This is a genomic window from Marivivens donghaensis (assembly GCF_011806565.1).
GTDB lineage: Bacteria > Pseudomonadota > Alphaproteobacteria > Rhodobacterales > Rhodobacteraceae > Marivivens > Marivivens donghaensis_A.
Window position 1 is genome coordinate 118203 of sequence record NZ_JAATOP010000001.1, and the last position, 18063, is coordinate 136265.

The following is an 18063-nucleotide window of genomic DNA, read 5'->3' on the forward strand; positions in this document are numbered from 1 at the left end:
GGTGGGTCGTTTTGCATTTGCGCACAGGGTCCGAGCGGTAATGCCTGACGACAAGACCGCTTCTCGGGCCTAACTCTGCCTCAGAACTCACAAAGAGGATTTCCAAATGGCTACGCCCAAAATTGCAGTTATTTTCTACTCCACCTACGGCACCAACTACGGCATCGCTGCCGCCGCTGCCAAAGCCGCTGAAGAAGCAGGCGCAGAGGTCCGTGTCCTCCGCATCGCCGAAACCGCTCCGCCTGAAGTCGTCGAAGGTCAGGACGCATGGAAAGCTCAAGTAGAGCGTGTTTCCGAGCTGCCGGTCGTCACGCCTGACGATCTGAAGTGGGCTGACGGTTACTTCCTGTCGTCGCCGACCCGCTACGGCGGTATGGCCAGCCAGACCCGCGCATGGCTCGACACCCTCGGCGGTCTGTGGATGGAAGGCGCTCTCGCCAACAAGACCATCACCGTCACCGCTTCGGCCCAGAACATGAACGGCGGCACCGAAGGCGCGATCCAGCAGACCTACGTCTCGGCCATGCACTTCGGCATGATCCCGGTTGCGCCGGGTTACACCGATGGCGTCAAGTTCGAAGACAGCGGCAACCCCTACGGTTTCTCGTCCCAGCCGGGCGAGCTGTCGGAAGTCGGCCACCGTTCTGTTGCCCACCAAGCCAAGCGCCTCGTGGACATCACCGCGAAGCTCACCGCCTAAGATTACGAAAAACGGCCCCGCGAAGGGGCCGTTTTTTTATCTCGCGACAGCTAGTGTTTTACATCAACTGGTAGGACACGGGCACGAAGCGATACCCGCTGCCGTTCTGCTCGACATACCCGATACCGGGGAAGGGCATGTGGTAGCCGATCATCGGAATGCGATCGACCGCGACCATATCAAGGATACGGCGACGCGTTTCGGCGGCCTTTGCTTTGTCCATGTCGAACCGCACTTCCCAATCAGGATGCTGGAGCGAGAAAACATAGTGGTTCGTCGTATCAGCGGCGAGCAGCAACGCCTGACCAGCCGATTCCAGACGGAACACCATATGACCCGGCGTGTGGCCGAACGCATCGTGCGCGGTGATGCCACTGGCCACGCTGTCGCCTTCGGACACAAAGGTCGTCTTGCTTTCCAGCGGGCGCATCTTGGTCTCGAAAGTCTCGTTCTCGGCACCTGCCCAGTAGTCGAACTCGGTCTTGCCGGTGACGTACTGCGCGTTGGTGAACGTCGCGCTGTCGCCCATCAGCCCGCCGATGTGGTCGGGGTGCATGTGGGTCAGAACGACGGTCGAGATATCCTCGGGCGCATGACCTGCGGCTTTGAGCGCGGCAGTTACACCTTCCGGCGACAGCCCCGTATCGAACAGGATCTTGTCGCTGCCTGTTTCCACCAGCACGGGCGTGAAAAAGTTCACCGAGCTATCGGCGGGAATGAAATTGGCTTCGGCGGCTGCCGCAAAATCCTCGTCCGAGGCATTCAGGCCGAACGTGCCGTGCGGGTCGTCCATCGGGCGGTGGGCCGCGAGGAGCGTCGTGACCTTGAAGTCACCGACATTCACACTGCGATAAGGAGCGATCATCGGCACCTCTTGTTCGGTTTCAGCCGATTGTGCGCGAACGATTTGCGGCATGGCAAGGGCTGCGGGGGCGGCTGCGGCGGCTCCGAGAGCCTGACGTCGTGAAAGTTTCATGGCGGGGTCTCCCAAAGGTTGGATGTCTCGCAAAATAGCCCGAACCCCGCCGCGGCCCACAAACCTGACGCCGATGTTATCTGGGCGCGCAAAGCCGAACTGCATAAGGCTGATATGGACAAAAGGGGGCCGATATGAAATGGCCTTGGCGCAATAGGAGATTGTCATGACCACGACCCGTTTTGCCCCCTCGCCCACCGGTTGGATGCACATCGGCAACCTGCGCGCTGCCCTGATGAACTTTGCCATCGCCCGACAGAACGGCGGCGAATTCATCCTGCGTATCGACGACACCGACCAGGAGCGTTCGAAGCAAGAATACGTCGACGGCATCAAGGATGCGCTGACCTGGCTCGGCATCTCGTGGGACCGTATCGAGTACCAGTCCAAGCGCCTTGAGCGTTACGAGGCCGCCAAGCAGAAGCTCATCGAAATGGGCCGCCTGTACGAGTGCTTCGAAACCCCGACCGAACTGGATCTCAAGCGCAAGAAGCAGCTGAACATGGGCAAGCCGCCCGTGTACGACCGCGCTGCCCTCGACCTCAGCGAAGAGGAAAAGGACAAGCTGCGCGCCGAACGCGGCAGCCACTGGCGCTTCAAGCTCGACCGCGAGCGCATCGAATGGAACGACGGTATCCTCGGCGATATCTCGATCGACGCCGCGTCGGTGTCCGATCCCGTTCTCATTAAGGAAAGCGGCCAGTTCCTCTACACCATGGCATCGGTCGTCGATGACGTGGAAATGGGGATTACCAATGTTGTGCGCGGCTCCGACCACGTCACCAACACCGCGACCCAGATCCAGATGATCAAGGCCCTCGGCGGCACGGTTCCGGCATTTGCCCACCACTCGCTGCTGACCGGCCCGCAGGGCGAAGCGCTGTCCAAGCGCCTCGGCACACTGTCGCTGAAGGACCTGCGCGAAAAGGGCATCGAGCCGATGGCGATCATGTCGCTGATGGCCCGCCTCGGTTCCGCCGATCCGGTCGAACTGCGCGCCAACGTGCAGGAGGTCATCGACGGTTTCGACGTCACCAAATTCGGTGCCGCCCCGACCAAGTTCGACACCGAAGACCTGCTGCCGCTCACCGCACGCATCAACGCCGCCAAGCCCTTCGCTGATGTGAAGGACGAGGTTCTGGCGCTCGGCGTTCCGGCTGATCTGGCAGAGAAATTCTGGGATGTCGTCCGCGAAAACATCACCTTCATGTCCGACATGAAGGACTGGTGGAACCTGTTCCAGAACGGCACACCGGGTCTTGTCGCTGACGAAGACAAGGAAATGGTCGACACCGCTCTCGGTCTCTTGGGCGACGCGCCTTACGGCCCCGATGCGTGGAAAGACTGGACCACCGCTGTGAAGGACGCGACCGGCCGCAAGGGCAAGGGTCTCTTCATGCCGCTGCGCAAGCTCGTCACGGGCCGTACCAACGGCCCCGACATGGGCGATGTGATGCAGCTGATGCAGGTGAAGCCCTACGTCTAAGACGTAAGGCCACCGCTAAAACGATCAGAGGTCAGCCTTGCGGCTGGCCTCTTTCTTTGAGGTAGGCGTCCACCAGCGCGGTTTCCTTGTCCGTCAGCAGACAGGCGCGCGGATAAAGCGGCGCATCGCGGTCATCCAGTACCGGCAGAGACTCCCAGCCCATCGTCGTGTCAAAGAAATGCTTCACCCCGTCGTCGCCGAACAGGCGGTGATAACCCTGCACGACCACATCAAGGTAGCTCAGCAGCACCGGATGCGCGGTCGACGGCTCGGCAAAGTAGCCCTCTTCAACCTCGTAAACGACAACCTCGTCATGCTCCGGCGTCACCTGATGGGCGACAGGGCGGCGGGCATAGGCAAACTCGCGTTCGTCCAGCGCCTCAAAATCGGCGTTCGGCACCAGCGCAGTCGCGCCCAGCAGAACGGTGCCCTCATGCGGCTCGACCGACAGGAAAGCGAAATCTCGGATATTGGTATGACGCCAGATACGGCGCCACCCTTGCAGTTTGGCTGCTTTCGGCTCGGGGTAGCTATGGGTGTCGAAGTTGACGAGGCTGCCATAGCCGAAAAAGCGGGGATGGTTCATTCGCGGTCTCTTAGATTGCGGGCTGGCCGCACGCTGAGGGCTCTGAGCGCGAAGGTCAAGTTGGCAAGAAGTGTTGCCACAATCCCACCGGCGATAATCCATAGCGCATTGGACCAGATGATCTGGAAGTCTGTCTCCATAATGTAGGTGGTGACTGTCCAACCGCCACCGATCCCCGCAAACAGCGCCACGATCCCCGCCGCAAACCCGACGAATGCCGCGCGCAGGGCAAAGCTGCGCAAAATAGTGCCGCGCGTCGCACCGAGCGTCTTGAGGATCGACGCCTCGTAGACCCGTGCCCGCTGGCCAGCCGCCGCAGCCCCGATCAGCACGAGGAACCCCGTGACCAATGTCGCCAGCGCACCATACCGCACACCCGCTGCGATACCATCGACCAGCACGAGCGCTTGATCGATGGCGTCCCGCACGCGGATCGCGGTGATGTTCGGGTAGGCATTCGCCAGATCTCGCAGGATCGCCGCTTCGGCGTCTTCCTCTGCGTAGACCGTGCTGATCCAGCTATGGGGCGCACCCGCCAGCGCGGTAGGATTCATCGACATGACAAAGCCGATGGCCGCCGTGTCGAACTCCACTTTGCGGAAGCTCGCGACCGTCGCCGTGATGTCCCGCCCGAGGATATTGACCGTCAGCGTGTCACCCAGTTGCAGGCCGATCTCGGCGGCTTCTTCGGCTGAGAAGCTGACCAGCGGCTCGCCGTCATAGCCCTCCGGCCACCATTCGCCAGCGGTCAGGCGGGTGCCCTCGGGCAACGCCTCGGAATAGGTCACGCCGCGATCCCCGCGCACGACCCAGTGGCCGTTCGCGAATTCTTCGGCGGGCTGTCCGTTGATCGTCGTGATGATCCCCCGCAGCATCGGCGCGGCTTCGACTTTGGACACAGCTGGGTCCGTGTCGAGCCTCTCGCGGAAGCCCTCCATCTGGTCGGGCTGGATATCGACAAAGAAGTAGCTCGGCGCGACCGAGGGCAATTCGTCCGTGAATGCCGCCCGCAGGTTGCCGTCGATCTGTCCGACCGAGGCGAGCACCGACAGGCCGAGCCCCAGCGACAGCACAACCGAAAGCGTCTCGCCCTTCTGCGCCGCGATTGCCGCCAGCGCCGCGCGAAGGGCAGGGCGCCCCCGTGCCATCGGGTTCAAACGTCCCGCGATCCAGCCGATCAGCCACGCCGCGACTGCGAGCACCAGCAGCGCCCCAGCGATCCCTCCGAAAGTGTAGAGCGTCAGGCGCACCGCATCTGTGAACCACGCCGCCAGCGCGACCAATGCCGCCACCAGCACGCCCGTGTAGAGCACATGGCGGAACGGCAAGCGTCCGCTGCCCTGATTGCGGAACAGCGCCGCCGCGCGGATGTTCTCCGTCCGCGCAATTGGGAGCAGGGTGAAGATTGCCGCCGTCAGCGCACCGTAAATCGCGGCCTCCACCAGCGGCATCGGGTAGATGCGGAAGCTCGCCGGAACAGGCAATTGCGCCGCGATGAGCGGCGAGAACACCAGCGGCAACAGCAGCCCCAGCACCAGCCCCGCGACGATACCGATCGCGGACAGGAACGCGATCTGGATGGCGTAGACGGCCAGAATGGTCCGCCGCTCTGCGCCCAGGGTTTTCAGCGTCGCGATGGTGTCGCGCTTGCCCGCGAGGTACGACCGCACCGCCGCCGACACGCCCACGCCGCCCACGGCGAGGCCCGCGAGGCCGACCAAAATCAGGAACGACCCGATCTGCTGCACGAACCGTTCGGTCCCGCCGGCACCGCGCCGCGCATCGCGCCATCGCAGTCCGCTGTCACGCCACTGGCCTTCGGTCTGCCGCTCCAGCGCCGCGAGGTCAGCCCCATCGGGCAGGTCGAGCCGATATTGCGTATTAAACAGCGTGCCCTCGGCAATCAGCCCCGCATCCGCGAGGTCTTCGGTCAGTACCAGCGTCCGCGGACCAAGCCCAAAGCCCCCAGCCGCGTTGTCAGGATAGGTGTCCAGCACAGCTGACAGCACGAAATCCTGTGTGCCAAGGCGGAACGTATCCCCCGCGCTCAGCCCCAGACGGTCGGCGAGCACGCGCTCCATCACACCGCCGGGCAACTCGCCATTTCCCGCAAAGGCATCCGCCAGCGGCATTTCGGGCGACAAAGTCACCTCGCCGATCAACGGATAGAGGCTATCGACGGCCCGCACCTGCGTCAGCGCGCGTTCCGACTCTTCGCGCTGCACGACGACCATCGACCGGAAATCAACGGTTTCTGAGACCTGCTCGGAAATGCTCTGCAAATACGCCAACTCTTCGGGACGGGCGAAGCGGTAAGTGAACTCCGCCTCGGCATCGCCGCCCAGAAGCGCCGCGCCTTGTTCTTTCAAACCGGCGGTGATCGCGCTGCGCACCGTGCCGACAGCCGCAATCGCAGCCACGCCGAGGATCAGGCAGGCAAGGAAAATCCGGAACGATTTCAGGCTCCCGCGCAGATCGCGGAGGGCCAGACGATACGCGAGGCTCATGCCGCGTCCTCGATCCGCCCGTCACGCAGGCGCACCACGCGGTCGCACCGCGCCGCCAGTTCGGGGGCGTGCGTGACCATCACCAGCGTTGCGCCGTGGCGGTCGCGCAGGCCGAACAGCAGGTCCATGATCGCAGCGCCCGTGCTTTCATCAAGGTTCCCCGTCGGCTCGTCCGCCAGCAGGATACGCGGGCGCGGCGCGGCGGCGCGGGCCAGTGCCACACGCTGCTGTTCGCCGCCCGAAAGCTGGCTGGGGTAGTGGTCCGCGCGGTGGCCAAGGCCCACGGCCTCAAGCTCCGCCCTTGCGCGGTCGAACGCGTCCACTTCGCCGGCCAGTTCCAGCGGGGTCGCGATATTTTCAACAGCCGTCATCGTGGGAATGAGGTGGAAGGACTGGAACACCACCCCCATATTGTTTCTACGAAAGCGGGCAAGCGCGTCTTCGTCCATGCGGGTCAGGTCCTGATCCAGCGCAGTCACCTTGCCGCCTGTGGCCTGTTCCAAACCGCCCATAACCATGAGCAGCGAGGACTTGCCCGATCCGCTCGGTCCGATCAGGCCGACGCTCTCGCCCGCGGATACCGACAGGGTAATCCCGTGGAGAATATCTACTTTGCCCGCGTTCGACGAAAGCGAAAGCGAGGCGTCCTGAAGGGAAAGAACTGTCATGGAAAATGTCCGGTCGGTAATGGCTGTTAAAGCATATGGGGCGGCTCGTTGGCTACGCAATGGCGCGGCTGTAGTTTTGGCCCTCTCCGCAGCGCCTGTGATGGCCGACACGATGACCGTTGCCGCATTGGGTGACAGCCTGACCCAAGGCTACGGCCTGCCGCGTGACGAAGGCTTTGTCCCTCAGATGCAGGCGTGGCTGACGGCCCACGGTGCAGATGTCGAAATGCTGAACGCGGGCGTCTCCGGCGACACCACAGCAGGGGGCCTCCGCCGCGTTGCGTGGACGCTGACCGATGACGTCGACGCGATGATCGTGAATCTCGGCGGCAACGACTTCCTCCGCGCGCTCGATCCCGCGAACAGCCGCGAAAACCTGCGCGGCATTCTCGAAGCGGCAGAGGAGGCGGATGTCGATGTGATGCTCGTTGGCCTGACGATCTCGAACAACTACGGGCCGGACTACAAAGAGCAGTTCGAAGGTATGTACACCGACCTCGCTGCCGAATTCGACGTGCCGCTTTATCCCGACTACTTCGCCGCGATGAATGCATCGGATCTGCCGCGCGAAGACCTGATGCAGCGCGACGGCATCCACCCGTCGGCCAAGGGCGTTGCGATCACGGTGGAGGATATGGGGCCGAAAGTGCTCGAATGGTTGGAGACCGTTCAGTAACGCTCCATCTTCACCAGCGCGCTATAGGTGTAGCTCTGTTTGATGGAGCCGACGGGCTCGTCGATGAAGTTCGGGTCTTGCGGTAGGCATCCCGCCCCGCAGACCTGATAGGCCCGCATTTCGGACGAATCCACGAACCACATCCGCCCTCCTGGCGTGGCGATCCAACCGTCAGTGCCCGACGCTTCGTCCGATTCCATGTCGAGCGCGGAGGGCACTTCGCTGTGGTAGTCGGGGCTGTATGTGCTGTGGGTATGGAGCGACGCGATCACGTCCATCTTGGCCGATCGCACAGGCAGAATGCAGGTCGCTTCGGTGCCGACGGCCACGCGGGTCAACATCAGCCGTCCGTCAGGACCATAGCCGATGTACGCGCAAAGCTCGCGTTCGAGGTCGAAAGACTGCTGCTGGATTTTCTGGAAGACTTTTCTTGCGAACGGCTGGATTTCGCTGCGAGGTGTATCGTCGGCTTGGCTGAATGTAATTCCAAGGCCGATGATAAGCAGGGACGTCAGTGTCGCGAGGCGTTTCATGGGCCCGAATTGTGACGGGCCCATAAATTTTATCAAGAGCTAATCAGATCAGTTCGAGATTGATTGCCGACTCGCGACCATCACGGCCGGTCTGCAGTTCGAAGCTGACTTTCTGGTTGTCCTTCAGCTCTTCCAGGCCCGAACGCTGGATAGCCGAGATGTGAACGAAGATGTCCTTCGCGCCACCATCGGGAGCAATGAAGCCGTAGCCCTTGGTTTGGTTGAACCATTTCACGGTGCCGGTTGCCATCGTGATTTCTCCTTAAAACGTTTAGTAACCCTTTCTCGCAGTATGCAGAAAGGTCGGCTCGTCAGTCCTTGCGTCTAACTGAAGCCGTGTCGGAGGCAGGTAGAAATAGGCAACTCGCACGGGGTACTATGGTGATTGTTTATTCCACAATCAAGCGGGCTTGCGTGGGCAGTCTCGCGTTTCTCCTGTAGGTGTTGGGTATTTGCCGCTTTCGGCGGGGCACACTTGCGCTTTTCCGCCGAATACACATATGAAATGTTAAATGTATGACGGAGGCAACGATGGCCGGATTGAAAGTGACGTGTCTGGACTGCGGTCAGGTGAACCGCGTTCCATCCGAAAAACTCGGGGCAGGGCCGAAATGTGCGACCTGCGGGACCAAACTGATCAGCGACAAGGCGGTCGAGATCGACTTTGACACGCTGCAAAAGGCAGCGCGCAACGACGATCTTCCGCTTGTGGTGGATTTCTGGGCACCGTGGTGCGGCCCTTGCCGCCAGATGGCGCCCGAATTTTCGAAGTCGGCTCAGGCACTCAGCGGCAAGGCGCGACTGGTCAAAGTCAACACCGAGGCAGAACCCAAAGCTGGCGCGAAGTACAATATCCGCGGCATCCCGACGATGGTCCAGTTCAAGGGTGGCCGCGAGGTGAAGCGTCAGTCCGGCGCCATGCCGTCCCGCGCAATCACGGATTGGGCTGGGACCTGATCAGCCGTTGATGCGGGCGAGAATATTGGCCGTTGCGCGTGCGCGGCGGCCATGCATGTTCGAGATCAGCACGCTAAGTGGCGCGGCAATGCCAGCGATCAGATAGATCGAGAACGCGGCGACAACGCCGAGGTTCAGGAAAACGATTCCGGCAACAGCCAGACAAAGTCCAAGAAAGCTACCTGCAAGGAAAGCGACTAGGGCCATTTTGAATACTCCACTCAGCGACAACGCTACGGTTTTTGACATCACGGGGTTTATTTACCGTTAGTGACCCTCACCGTTCACCCCGCCTTATCCGCTGTGGTCGTGCACCTATCCTCTTGGAATTGTGCAAATGACGTGCAGAGCGCCTGCTGGGGATAATTTACTACTTAAAATTGTAGAGAAGTGGCCTGAGGCTTCGCTAAACGATTCGTTTTGATAGGATTTTACTATCAAAGAACGGAAAAACGATATTGATTTGAAGATAACTCAGGTTCATTGAGACCCGATCAGGGAGTCTCGTATGAACGTTGTCACGCCATTGCCGTCGCAGGACGATATCAAGGATATCATCGCGCGCCACAGCCAGCTTGAAGGGCCGCTGCTGCCCATCCTCCATGACATCCAGAGCCAGTTCGGCCATGTTCCGCAGATGGCGGTTCAGGTGCTCGCCGACGCTCTGAATATCGGCCGCGCCGAAGTGCACGGCGTCATCAGTTTCTACCACGACTTCCGCGACGCCCCCGCTGGCCGCCATGTCGTGAAAATCTGCCGCGCAGAAGCCTGCCAGTCCGTCGGCGCGAATGCCCTTGCCGACCACGCCCTGAACAAACTCGGCGGCGAGTGGCACATGACCACGCCTAACGGCAATATTACTGTCGAGCCGGTCTACTGCCTCGGCCTGTGTGCCTGCGGTCCGGCTGTCATGGTCGATGGTCAGCTCGAAGGCCGCGTGGACAACGAACGTATCGACGAAATCCTGACGGAGTGCGGCGCATGAAAATCTACGTCCCCCGTGACGCCGCGGCCAAGGCGCTCGGCGCAGAGCGCGTCGTCAAAGCCATCGAAGCCGAAATCGCAGAGCGCGGCATCGACGCGACTATCGTGCGCAACGGCACCCGCGGCATGATCTGGCTGGAGCCGCTGGTAGAGATCGAAACCTCCGAAGGCCGCGTCGGCTATGGCCCCGTGACCCCTGCGGACGTCAAAGCAATCTTCGAAGGCGACAGCGACAAGGCGCTCGGCAATGTCGAAGAGATTCCGTTCTTCGCCCAGCAGAACCGCCTGACCTTCGCCCGCGTGGGCAAGACCGATCCGCTGTCGATGGCCGACTACGAAGCCCACGGCGGTCTCTCGGGTCTGCGCCGCGCGCTGACCCTGACCGGCGATCAACTCATCGACGAGATGAAGACCTCCGGCCTCCGCGGTCGCGGCGGTGCTGGTTTCCCGACGGGTATCAAGTGGGACACCGTCCGCCGTGCCCAAGCGGAACAGAAATACATCGTCTGTAATGCCGACGAAGGCGACAGCGGCACCTTTGCCGACCGCATGATCATGGAGGGTGACCCCTTCACCCTGATCGAAGGCATGGTGATCGCAGGTCTGACCGTCGGTGCGACCAAGGGTTACGTCTACATCCGTTCCGAATATCCCGACGCTATCGAAGTGATGTCCGCCGCCTGCGCCATCGCCCGCGACCACGGTCTGCTGGGCAATGTCATGGGTTCGGGCAACAGCTTCGACATCGAGGTTCGGGTCGGTGCCGGTGCTTATGTCTGCGGCGAGGAAACCTCCCTCCTCAATAGCCTCGAAGGCAAGCGCGGCACCGTCCGGGCCAAGCCGCCGCTCCCCGCGCTGCAAGGTTTCATGGGCCGCCCGACGGTGGTCAACAACGTGATCTCGCTGGCGACCGTGCCGGTGATCTTTGAAAAGGGCGGCCAGCATTACGCGGACTTCGGACTTGGCCGTTCGAAAGGCACCATGCCGATCCAGATCGCGGGCAACGTCAAATTCGGCGGCCTGTTCGAAACCGCTTTCGGGATGCCGCTTGGTGATCTCGTGAACAAAATCGGCGGCGGCACCGCTTCGGGTCGCCCCGTAAAGGCGGTTCAGGTTGGCGGTCCGCTGGGCGCCTACATGCCCGTCTCCAAGTTCGACACGCCCTTCGGCTATGAAGAATTCGACGGGCAGGGCGGTCTGATCGGTCACGCTGGTATCGTGGTGTTTGACGACACCGCAGACATGCTCGGCATGGCGCGTTTCGCGATGGAATTCTGCGCGGTCGAGAGCTGCGGCAAGTGCACCCCCTGCCGCATCGGCGCGGTGCGCGGTGTCGAGACCATCGACCGCATCGCCCAAGGCGACGGCGAGGCTGTCGAACTGCTCACCGACCTGTGCGAGACCATGAAAGACGGCTCGCTCTGTGCGCTCGGCGGCTTCACCCCTTATCCGGTGATGTCCGCGCTCCAGAACTTCCCTGAAGAATTCGCGGGCGTGAAGGAGGCTGCGGAATGAAGGACTTTATCATCCCGTGGGGCGATGACCGTGACCTCGGCACCCCTGCATCGAAATCCGACAAGACCGTCACGCTGAGCATCGATGGTTTCGACATCACCGTTCCCGAAGGCACCAGCGTCATGCGTGCCTCGGCGCTGGCGGGGATCGACATCCCCAAGCTCTGCGCGTCCGACAACCTCGAAGCGTTCGGTTCCTGCCGTCTGTGCGTGGTCGAAATCGAAGGCCGCCGCGGTACGCCCGCGTCCTGCACCACGCCCGTTGCCGAAGGCATGGTCGTGCACACCCAGTCGAAAAAGGTCGCCAAGATCCGCAAGGGCGTGATGGAGCTCTATATCTCCGACCACCCGCTCGACTGTCTGACCTGCGCCGCCAATGGTGACTGCGAACTGCAAGATCAGGCGGGTGCCGTCGGTCTGCGCGATGTGCGTTATACCACGGGCGAAAACCACTATGACCCGACCGGAACAGGCGCGCTGTCGATGGCCGACGCCAAGCGCCGCGAAGGTCCGGGGAACCACCACTACATCCCCAAAGACGACAGCAACCCGTACTTCACCTACGATCCGGCGAAGTGCATCGTCTGCTCGCGCTGCGTACGCGCCTGCGAAGAAGTGCAGGGCACTTTCGCGCTGACCATCGAGGGTCGCGGCTTTGAAAGCCGCGTCTCCGCCGGTGCTGTGGACGATAGCTTCCTGACCTCGGACTGCGTGTCCTGCGGTGCCTGCGTGCAGGCCTGCCCGACAGCGACGCTTCAGGAAAAGTCGGTGATCGAGATGGGCACCCCGACCCGCTCCGTCATCACAACCTGCGCCTATTGCGGTGTCGGCTGTTCGTTCAAGGCAGAGATGAAGGGCGACCAGCTCGTCCGCATGACGCCTTACAAGCACGGCAAGGCCAACCGCGGCCACTCGTGCGTGAAGGGCCGTTTCGCCTACGGCTACGCCACCCATCAGGACCGCATCCTCAGCCCGATGATCCGCGAAAGCGTCGATCTGCCGTGGCAGGAAGTGTCGTGGGACGAGGCGCTGACCTTTGCCGCGAACAGGATGCGCGGCCTTCAGGAAAAGTACGGCAAGAAGTCGATCGGCGTGATCACCTCGTCGCGCTGCACGAACGAGGAAACCTACCTCGTGCAGAAGCTGACCCGCGCTGTGTTCGGCAACAACAATACCGACACCTGCGCCCGCGTCTGCCACTCGCCCACGGGTTATGGCCTTGGCCAGACCTACGGCACTTCGGCAGGTACGCAGGACTTCGACTCGGTCGAGGAAACGGATTGCGCGCTCATCATCGGTGCCAACCCGACCGACGGTCACCCCGTCTTTGCCTCGCGCCTGAAAAAGCGCATCCGTCAGGGCGCAAAGCTGATCGTGATCGACCCGCGCCGCACCGACATGGTGAAATCGAACCACATCGAAGCGGACCACCATCTGCCGCTCCGTCCCGGTACGAACGTTGCCATTGTCACCGCGCTGGCCCACGTCATCGTCACCGAAAACCTCATCGACGAGGCTTACATCCGCACCCGTTGCGATTGGGACGAATATCTGGCCTACGCCGATTTCGTCAGCGACAAGCGCCATTCGCCCGAAGCGGTCGAGATGCTCACCGGTGTTCCGGCTGCTGACGTCCGCGCTGCGGCCCGCACCTATGCGACCGCTGGCAAGTCGTCGATCTACTACGGCCTTGGCGTGACCGAGCACAGCCAAGGCTCGACCACCGTCATCGGTATCGCCAACCTTGCGATGCTGACCGGCAACGTCGGTATCAACGGCGCTGGCGTGAACCCGCTGCGCGGTCAGAACAACGTGCAGGGCTCGTGCGATATGGGTTCGTTCCCGCACGAACTGCCGGGTTATCGCCATGTCAAAAACGCCGATGTGCGTGAAGTGTTCGAGAACGCATGGGGCGTGCCGATTGATCCCGAACCGGGTCTGCGCATTCCCAACATGCTCGACGCGGCAGTCGATGGCACCTTCAAGGGCCTCTACTGTCAGGGGGAGGACATCCTCCAGTCCGACCCCGACACCAAACACGTCGCTGCGGGCCTTGCCGCGATGGAGTGCGTGATTGTCCACGACCTGTTCCTGAACGAGACCGCGAACTACGCGCATGTCTTCCTGCCGGGGTCGTCGTTCCTCGAAAAGGACGGCACATTCACCAACGCCGAGCGCCGTATCAACCGCGTGCGCAAAGTCATGGCGCCGATGAACGGTTACGCTGACTGGGAAGTTACGCAGTTGCTCGCCAACGCGATGGGCGCGGGCTGGACCTATACTCACCCGAGCCAGATCATGGACGAGATCGCAGCGACCACCCCGTCGTTCGCCAACGTGAACTACGAACTGCTGGAAGAGCGCGGCTCGATCCAGTGGCCGTGTAACGACGACAACCCCGACGGCACCCCGCTGATGCACGTCGACGGTTTCGTGCGCGGCAAGGGCCGTCTGATCGTGACCGAGTACGTCGCGACCGATGAAAAGACAGGTCCGCGTTTCCCGCTGCTGCTTACCACGGGCCGTATCCTGTCGCAGTACAACGTGGGTGCGCAGACACGCCGCACGAAGAACTCGGTCTGGCACGGCGAGGATCTGCTCGAGGTCCACCCGCACGACGCAGAGGTGCGCGGCATCAACGAAGGCGACTTCGTCAAGCTCGCGTCCCGTTCGGGGGAAACCACGCTGCGCGCCACGATCACCGACCGCGTATCGCCGGGTGTGGTCTACACGACCTTCCACCACCCCGACACGCAGGCCAACGTGATCACCACGGACTTCAGCGACTGGGCGACCAACTGTCCCGAATACAAGGTGACGGCTGTTCAGGTGTCCCCGTCGAACGGGCCGACCGACTGGCAGGAAGATTACAACGCGCAGGCCGCCGCCTCGCGCCGTATCCTTCCGGCGGCAGAGTGACGCCGAGCAAAACCATAGCAGGCCAAAGATGGCAGGGCGCGTTGCAGGACATGCAGCGCGCTTTGCCCGAAGAAGCGCCCGTGGCCATCGTGTTCAACGGCACCACCCAAGCCGTGATGATGGCGACCCCTGACAAGCTGGAGGCTTTCGGGACCGGCTTTGCACTGACCGAAGGCACGGTGAAATCCGCCGGTCAAATCGAAAGCCTTGAGGTCATCGAGCACGCGCAGGGCTACGAGGTCCGCATGTGGATCACCGACGACGCAGCCAAGCGGATGGAAGACCGCCGCCGCTCGATGCTCGGTCCGGTGGGCTGCGGGCTGTGCGGCATCGACAGTCTGGAGCAGGCGCTCCGCGAGTTGACAACTGTCAAAAATAACAAAGTGTTAACAGCGGAGGAGGTCAATCGCGCAACCGAAGAACTCCGCAAACACCAGCCGCTCCACGATGAAACCCGCGCGGTTCATGCTGCCGGTTTCTGGCGCGATGGTATCGTTGCCGTGTGCGAGGACGTGGGCCGCCACAACGCGCTCGACAAACTCATCGGGACGCTGATCCAACAGGGCATCGACCCTGCGGATGGCGCGATTGTCCTGACCTCCCGCGTGTCGGTCGATATGGTCCAGAAGACCGTGATCGCAGGCGCGCCGATCCTGATTGCCGTTTCCGCCCCGACCGCCCACGCGGTGCGCGTCGCGGACCACGCCAACCTGACTGTCGTTGCGCTCGCGCGCGGGGACGGTTTCGACGTTTACACCCATCCCGAACGGATAACCGCATGAAAACCGAAAAGATGGTCTACATGGCGAACCAGATCGCCACGTTCTTTTCCTCGCAGCCGACGGACGAAAAAGCCGAAGGCGTCGCGGCGCACATCAATGATTTCTGGGAGCCGCGGATGCGCGAGCAACTGTTGGCCCATTGCGAGGCAGGCGGCGAGGGCCTTTCGGACCTCGCGCTTGATGCCTGCAAACTGGTGAAGCAGCCCGCTTAACAGATCCGCGGGAGCTGCTCGCCCACGAGCATGTCGACAATGCGGCTGCCGCCGAACGCGGTGCGCATGGTGACGAGTGGATTACCCGCCTTGGCCCGCCCGATGATGCGGGCGTCTTTGCCGGTGTCGACCGATTGCATGGCCGCGAGCGCGGCGTCCGCGTGTTCTTCGGGAACGAACAGCACCAGCGTGCCTTCGTTCGCGAGGTAGAGCGGATCGAGGCCGAGGATTTCGCAGGTGCCTTTGCCGACGGGCTTGGTGGTGAAAAAGGGATCGAAGATCGACTGCGCGATGTCGTCAGAAATGCCCGTGCCGTTGTCGGCGACTTCGATGAAGGCCATGTCCTCTGCCTCTCCGATGCGGATGATGACTTCGGGCACGGCGGTGTTTTCGACGGCGTCCAGCGCGTTCTGGACGAGGTTCATGATGACCTGCTGGATGTGGCCGTTGCGCCCGTGGGCAATCAGCGACAGCGGGGCTTCCGTACGGATGGGGGCTTCTTTCTTGGTGCCGCGGGCGACCCAGTGGGTGGCGACGCGGGTGGTTTCCACCAGATCGAAATCGGCCATTTCGCCCGTGCCGTCCGACGACAGGCGGCGCAGATCCTCGACGATATCGCGGACACGTTCGGCACCGTCGCGGGCGCCGTCGATCGCCATGCGCATGTTCGACAATTCGCGGTCGAGGCGCAGGTCTTTCCGCAGCGCGATCAGGTCGTCGCGGCTCGCGCCGGCCTGAACCTGTTCAAAGTAGGTTACGAAGCGGCCCACGTATTTTTCGAGCGCGTGGGTGTTGGCGTAGACGAAGGAAATCGGGTTGTTCAGTTCGTGCGCAACGCCTGCGAGGAGGCGACCAAGGGAGGCCAGCTTTTCATTGCGGACGAGGTGGCTCTGCGCTTCTTGCAGCGCCTGATGGCTCTCTTCGAGTTCGGAATAAGCGCGGCGCAGCTCGCCCACAGGGCGGCCGATGAGCACTGCGCCGACGGACTTACCGCGCTCGCCGAGGCGGGGCGCGAGGGACACGTCGAACGGCTCCGCGCCGCTGGCGGTGTCGAGTTCGACTTCTAGCCGCATCGGGCGGCGGGTTGTGATGACCTGATCGAGGGCGGTGTTGAGTGTGCCGTAAGCCTCCTCGCCCGTGATGGCAGAAAGGGGCTGGCCCGTCACCGTCGCAGGATCGCGGCCAAGCTGCGCGGCGAAAGAACCCGCCGCCTGTTCGATCATCCCGTCACGGCTAACGACAATCAGAACGTCCGAGACCGAAGCCATGACGGACGACATGAAGCCGCGCATCTCATCGAGCTCGGCGTTCCGTTGCTCAAGCTGGCTTTGGTATTCGACAAGCTCGTTGTAGGTCTGGTCCATCGCCTTGAGCACATCGACCCTCGCCTCGTCCGAGACGTTCGCCGCGAGGCTGTCGGTATTTGCGATGGTGTTGGTCACGCGGCTCTCCCCTTGGGTGAGAGATTATCCATTTCGCGCCCCGCGTCAAAGCGCCTCCTGTCACGAAAAACGGCGCTGCCGCATGGGGATGTCCCCGTTTTGGCAGCGCCGTATGCAATCGGCTGGATGGCTGGAAGGCCGGTGATCAGAAGTCCGGCGTGACGCCCGGCAGATCAAGCGCCTTCACCAGATCGCGCAGCTCCTGACGGGCAGCGACGTTGGAGATGTTCAGCTGGGTGACGCCGATGTCGCGCAGGTCGAGCAGGGTCAGGCCGCGCGGGAAAAGTTCGCGGAAAATAACACGTTCGTTGAAGCCCGGCGCGGTACGGAAACCGATGCGGCGGGACAGTTTGTCGAGCGCGTTTTCCATCTTTTGCTTGTTGACCATCGCCTGCGCACCCATGCGGTTGCGGACGACGAGCCAGTCGATCGGCTTCAGTCCGGCTTGCGCGCGAAGCTGGCGGGCGCTCCACACCATTTCGGAATAGACGGAAGGGCCGGTGATGTTTTCACCGTCGCTGTCGATATGTGCGAGGAGGTCGAAGTCGACGAAGCTGTCGTTCAGCGGGGTGATCAGCGTGTCGGCGAGCGAGTGGGCGACCTGCGAAAGGCGAGTGTGCGATCCGGGGCAGTCGATCAGAACGAATTCGTTCTCGGACTCCATCTTGCTGACGGCGTTCGACAGGCGCTGGTCGAATGCGTTTTCGCCGGGCTTGAGGGCTTCCTGATCGACCTCGGGCAGTTCGTAGTAGTTCGGGGTGGCAAGATCGATGCCTTCGCTCGCGCAGAATTCCTTGCGGTTCAGCAGGTAGCGGCCGAGTGATTTCTGACGCAGGTCGAGGTCGATAACGCCGATAGAGTGACCCATGCGGGCCAGCGCGGTTGCAACATGCATCGACACCGTCGACTTGCCTGCACCGCCTTTTTCGTTCCCGACAACAATAATATGCGCCACGTTCTTTCCCCGCGTAGTTTGCTTGGCTCCGGTTATACGATCACGCGGAAGAGAGGAAAAGGTAAAGCGGATAGTGTGCTTAATCTTCATTCACTTGACATTTGTCTGATGAATCCGCATGTGACGCCTATCGGTATCCGTCACCTGTGGCGTGAGCAGCGCGTCG

The 18063-nt window shown here is 62.1% G+C and carries 17 protein-coding genes and 2 pseudogenes; 9 read left to right on the forward strand and 10 right to left on the reverse strand.

The window, feature by feature from the left end:
* Positions 1-106 precede the first annotated feature (106 nt).
* The gene (locus HCZ30_RS00565; protein ID WP_167635816.1) at positions 107-700 is read left to right on the forward strand and encodes an NAD(P)H-dependent oxidoreductase; all 594 of its coding nucleotides are present in this window, start codon (positions 107-109) and stop codon (positions 698-700) included.
* Positions 701-758: 58 nt separating this feature from the next.
* Here the strand turns inward: HCZ30_RS00565 and HCZ30_RS00570 are convergent, their stop codons facing one another.
* Entirely contained in the window at positions 759-1676 is a 918-nt protein-coding gene (locus HCZ30_RS00570; RefSeq protein ID WP_167635817.1) for an MBL fold metallo-hydrolase, read from the reverse strand.
* Positions 1677-1842: 166 nt separating this feature from the next.
* On the opposite strand from HCZ30_RS00570, the gene gltX reads away from it, so the two are divergent.
* Positions 1843-3162, forward strand: coding sequence for a glutamate--tRNA ligase (gene gltX, locus HCZ30_RS00575; RefSeq protein WP_167635818.1), 1320 nt, complete (start codon positions 1843-1845; stop codon positions 3160-3162).
* A gap of 31 nt (positions 3163-3193) precedes the next feature.
* Here gltX and HCZ30_RS00580 read toward each other — a convergent pair whose 3' ends face one another.
* From HCZ30_RS00580 to HCZ30_RS00590, 3 genes are read right to left on the reverse strand one after another with little or no spacing between them, the layout of a single operon-like run.
* Positions 3194-3748: a gamma-glutamylcyclotransferase family protein gene (locus HCZ30_RS00580; RefSeq protein ID WP_167635819.1), complete on the reverse strand. Its 555-nt coding sequence runs from the start codon at positions 3746-3748 to the stop codon at positions 3194-3196.
* Positions 3745-6255 (reverse strand): ABC transporter permease, encoded by a 2511-nt coding sequence (locus HCZ30_RS00585; RefSeq protein WP_167635820.1) that lies wholly within the window; start codon positions 6253-6255, stop codon positions 3745-3747. The genes HCZ30_RS00580 and HCZ30_RS00585 overlap by 4 nt, the downstream gene beginning before the upstream one ends.
* Entirely contained in the window at positions 6252-6923 is a 672-nt protein-coding gene (locus HCZ30_RS00590; RefSeq protein ID WP_167635821.1) for an ABC transporter ATP-binding protein, read from the reverse strand. Before HCZ30_RS00590 ends, HCZ30_RS00585 begins: the two co-directional genes overlap by 4 nt.
* 76 nt (positions 6924-6999) lie before the next feature.
* Between HCZ30_RS00590 and HCZ30_RS00595 the strand changes: the two genes are divergently transcribed.
* On the forward strand, positions 7000-7599 hold the full coding sequence (locus tag HCZ30_RS00595; protein ID WP_246212506.1) for an arylesterase: 600 nt from the start codon (positions 7000-7002) through the stop codon (positions 7597-7599).
* On the opposite strand, the gene HCZ30_RS00600 is transcribed toward HCZ30_RS00595, so the two are convergent.
* Both HCZ30_RS00600 and HCZ30_RS00605 read right to left on the reverse strand, forming a co-directional pair.
* Positions 7593-8132, reverse strand: a complete 540-nt coding sequence (locus HCZ30_RS00600) for a DUF4329 domain-containing protein (protein ID WP_167635822.1) — start codon at positions 8130-8132, stop codon at positions 7593-7595. The genes HCZ30_RS00595 and HCZ30_RS00600 overlap by 7 nt on opposite strands.
* Positions 8133-8175: 43 nt before the next feature.
* Entirely contained in the window at positions 8176-8382 is a 207-nt protein-coding gene (locus tag HCZ30_RS00605) for a cold-shock protein (RefSeq protein ID WP_167635823.1), read from the reverse strand.
* 281 nt (positions 8383-8663) lie between these two features.
* On the opposite strand from HCZ30_RS00605, the gene trxC reads away from it, so the two are divergent.
* Positions 8664-9089, forward strand: a complete 426-nt coding sequence (gene trxC, locus HCZ30_RS00610) for a thioredoxin TrxC (protein ID WP_167635824.1) — start codon at positions 8664-8666, stop codon at positions 9087-9089.
* Here trxC and HCZ30_RS00615 read toward each other — a convergent pair whose 3' ends face one another.
* Positions 9090-9296, reverse strand: a complete 207-nt coding sequence (locus HCZ30_RS00615) for a hypothetical protein (RefSeq protein WP_167635825.1) — start codon at positions 9294-9296, stop codon at positions 9090-9092.
* A 301-nt stretch (positions 9297-9597) separates the two neighbouring features.
* On the opposite strand from HCZ30_RS00615, the gene HCZ30_RS00620 reads away from it, so the two are divergent.
* Genes HCZ30_RS00620 through HCZ30_RS00640 form a run of 5 tightly spaced genes read left to right on the forward strand, consistent with a single transcriptional unit; the run spans position 9598 to position 15500 of the window.
* Entirely contained in the window at positions 9598-10074 is a 477-nt protein-coding gene (locus tag HCZ30_RS00620) for a formate dehydrogenase subunit gamma (protein ID WP_167635826.1), read from the forward strand.
* Positions 10071-11588, forward strand: a complete 1518-nt coding sequence (locus HCZ30_RS00625; protein ID WP_167635827.1) for a formate dehydrogenase beta subunit — start codon at positions 10071-10073, stop codon at positions 11586-11588. The genes HCZ30_RS00620 and HCZ30_RS00625 overlap by 4 nt, the downstream gene beginning before the upstream one ends.
* Complete coding sequence (gene fdhF, locus HCZ30_RS00630) at positions 11585-14506, forward strand: formate dehydrogenase subunit alpha (RefSeq protein ID WP_167635828.1); 2922 nt, start codon at positions 11585-11587, stop codon at positions 14504-14506. The genes HCZ30_RS00625 and fdhF overlap by 4 nt, the downstream gene beginning before the upstream one ends.
* A gap of 50 nt (positions 14507-14556) precedes the next feature.
* Positions 14557-15288 (forward strand): formate dehydrogenase accessory sulfurtransferase FdhD, encoded by a 732-nt coding sequence (gene fdhD / locus HCZ30_RS00635; RefSeq protein WP_175580936.1) that lies wholly within the window; start codon positions 14557-14559, stop codon positions 15286-15288.
* Positions 15285-15500, forward strand: coding sequence for a formate dehydrogenase subunit delta (locus HCZ30_RS00640; RefSeq protein WP_167635830.1), 216 nt, complete (start codon positions 15285-15287; stop codon positions 15498-15500). The genes fdhD and HCZ30_RS00640 overlap by 4 nt, the downstream gene beginning before the upstream one ends.
* On the opposite strand, the pseudogene HCZ30_RS16790 reads toward HCZ30_RS00640, so the two are convergent.
* From HCZ30_RS16790 to HCZ30_RS00650, 3 genes and pseudogenes are all read right to left on the reverse strand, one after another.
* Positions 15497-16381: pseudogene (locus HCZ30_RS16790) on the reverse strand (ATP-binding protein); the annotation flags it as partial. The gene HCZ30_RS00640 and the pseudogene HCZ30_RS16790 overlap by 4 nt on opposite strands.
* 69 nt (positions 16382-16450) lie before the next feature.
* Positions 16451-16864, reverse strand: a pseudogene (locus tag HCZ30_RS16795) (PAS domain-containing protein); the annotation flags it as partial.
* A 223-nt stretch (positions 16865-17087) separates the two neighbouring features.
* Positions 17088-17897, reverse strand: coding sequence for a division plane positioning ATPase MipZ (locus HCZ30_RS00650; RefSeq protein WP_167635832.1), 810 nt, complete (start codon positions 17895-17897; stop codon positions 17088-17090).
* Positions 17898-18063 lie beyond the last annotated feature (166 nt).

Bases quoted from the DNA above. Each gene is read 5' to 3' on its own strand.
- HCZ30_RS00605 (WP_167635823.1), bottom strand. From the start codon at position 8,382: ATGGCAACCGGCACCGTGAAATGGTTCAACCAAACCAAGGGCTACGGC.
- HCZ30_RS00585 (WP_167635820.1), bottom strand. From the start codon at position 6,255: ATGAGCCTCGCGTATCGTCTGGCCCTCCGCGATCTGCGCGGGAGCCTG.
- HCZ30_RS00565 (WP_167635816.1), top strand. From the start codon at position 107: ATGGCTACGCCCAAAATTGCAGTTATTTTCTACTCCACCTACGGCACC.
- HCZ30_RS00625 (WP_167635827.1), top strand. From the start codon at position 10,071: ATGAAAATCTACGTCCCCCGTGACGCCGCGGCCAAGGCGCTCGGCGCA.
- HCZ30_RS00600 (WP_167635822.1), bottom strand. From the start codon at position 8,132: ATGAAACGCCTCGCGACACTGACGTCCCTGCTTATCATCGGCCTTGGA.
- HCZ30_RS00620 (WP_167635826.1), top strand. From the start codon at position 9,598: ATGAACGTTGTCACGCCATTGCCGTCGCAGGACGATATCAAGGATATC.
- HCZ30_RS00640 (WP_167635830.1), top strand. From the start codon at position 15,285: ATGAAAACCGAAAAGATGGTCTACATGGCGAACCAGATCGCCACGTTC.
- HCZ30_RS00615 (WP_167635825.1), bottom strand. From the start codon at position 9,296: ATGGCCCTAGTCGCTTTCCTTGCAGGTAGCTTTCTTGGACTTTGTCTG.
- fdhF (WP_167635828.1), top strand. From the start codon at position 11,585: ATGAAGGACTTTATCATCCCGTGGGGCGATGACCGTGACCTCGGCACC.
- gltX (WP_167635818.1), top strand. From the start codon at position 1,843: ATGACCACGACCCGTTTTGCCCCCTCGCCCACCGGTTGGATGCACATC.
- HCZ30_RS00570 (WP_167635817.1), bottom strand. From the start codon at position 1,676: ATGAAACTTTCACGACGTCAGGCTCTCGGAGCCGCCGCAGCCGCCCCC.
- HCZ30_RS00590 (WP_167635821.1), bottom strand. From the start codon at position 6,923: ATGACAGTTCTTTCCCTTCAGGACGCCTCGCTTTCGCTTTCGTCGAAC.
- trxC (WP_167635824.1), top strand. From the start codon at position 8,664: ATGGCCGGATTGAAAGTGACGTGTCTGGACTGCGGTCAGGTGAACCGC.
- fdhD (WP_175580936.1), top strand. From the start codon at position 14,557: ATGCAGCGCGCTTTGCCCGAAGAAGCGCCCGTGGCCATCGTGTTCAAC.
- HCZ30_RS00580 (WP_167635819.1), bottom strand. From the start codon at position 3,748: ATGAACCATCCCCGCTTTTTCGGCTATGGCAGCCTCGTCAACTTCGAC.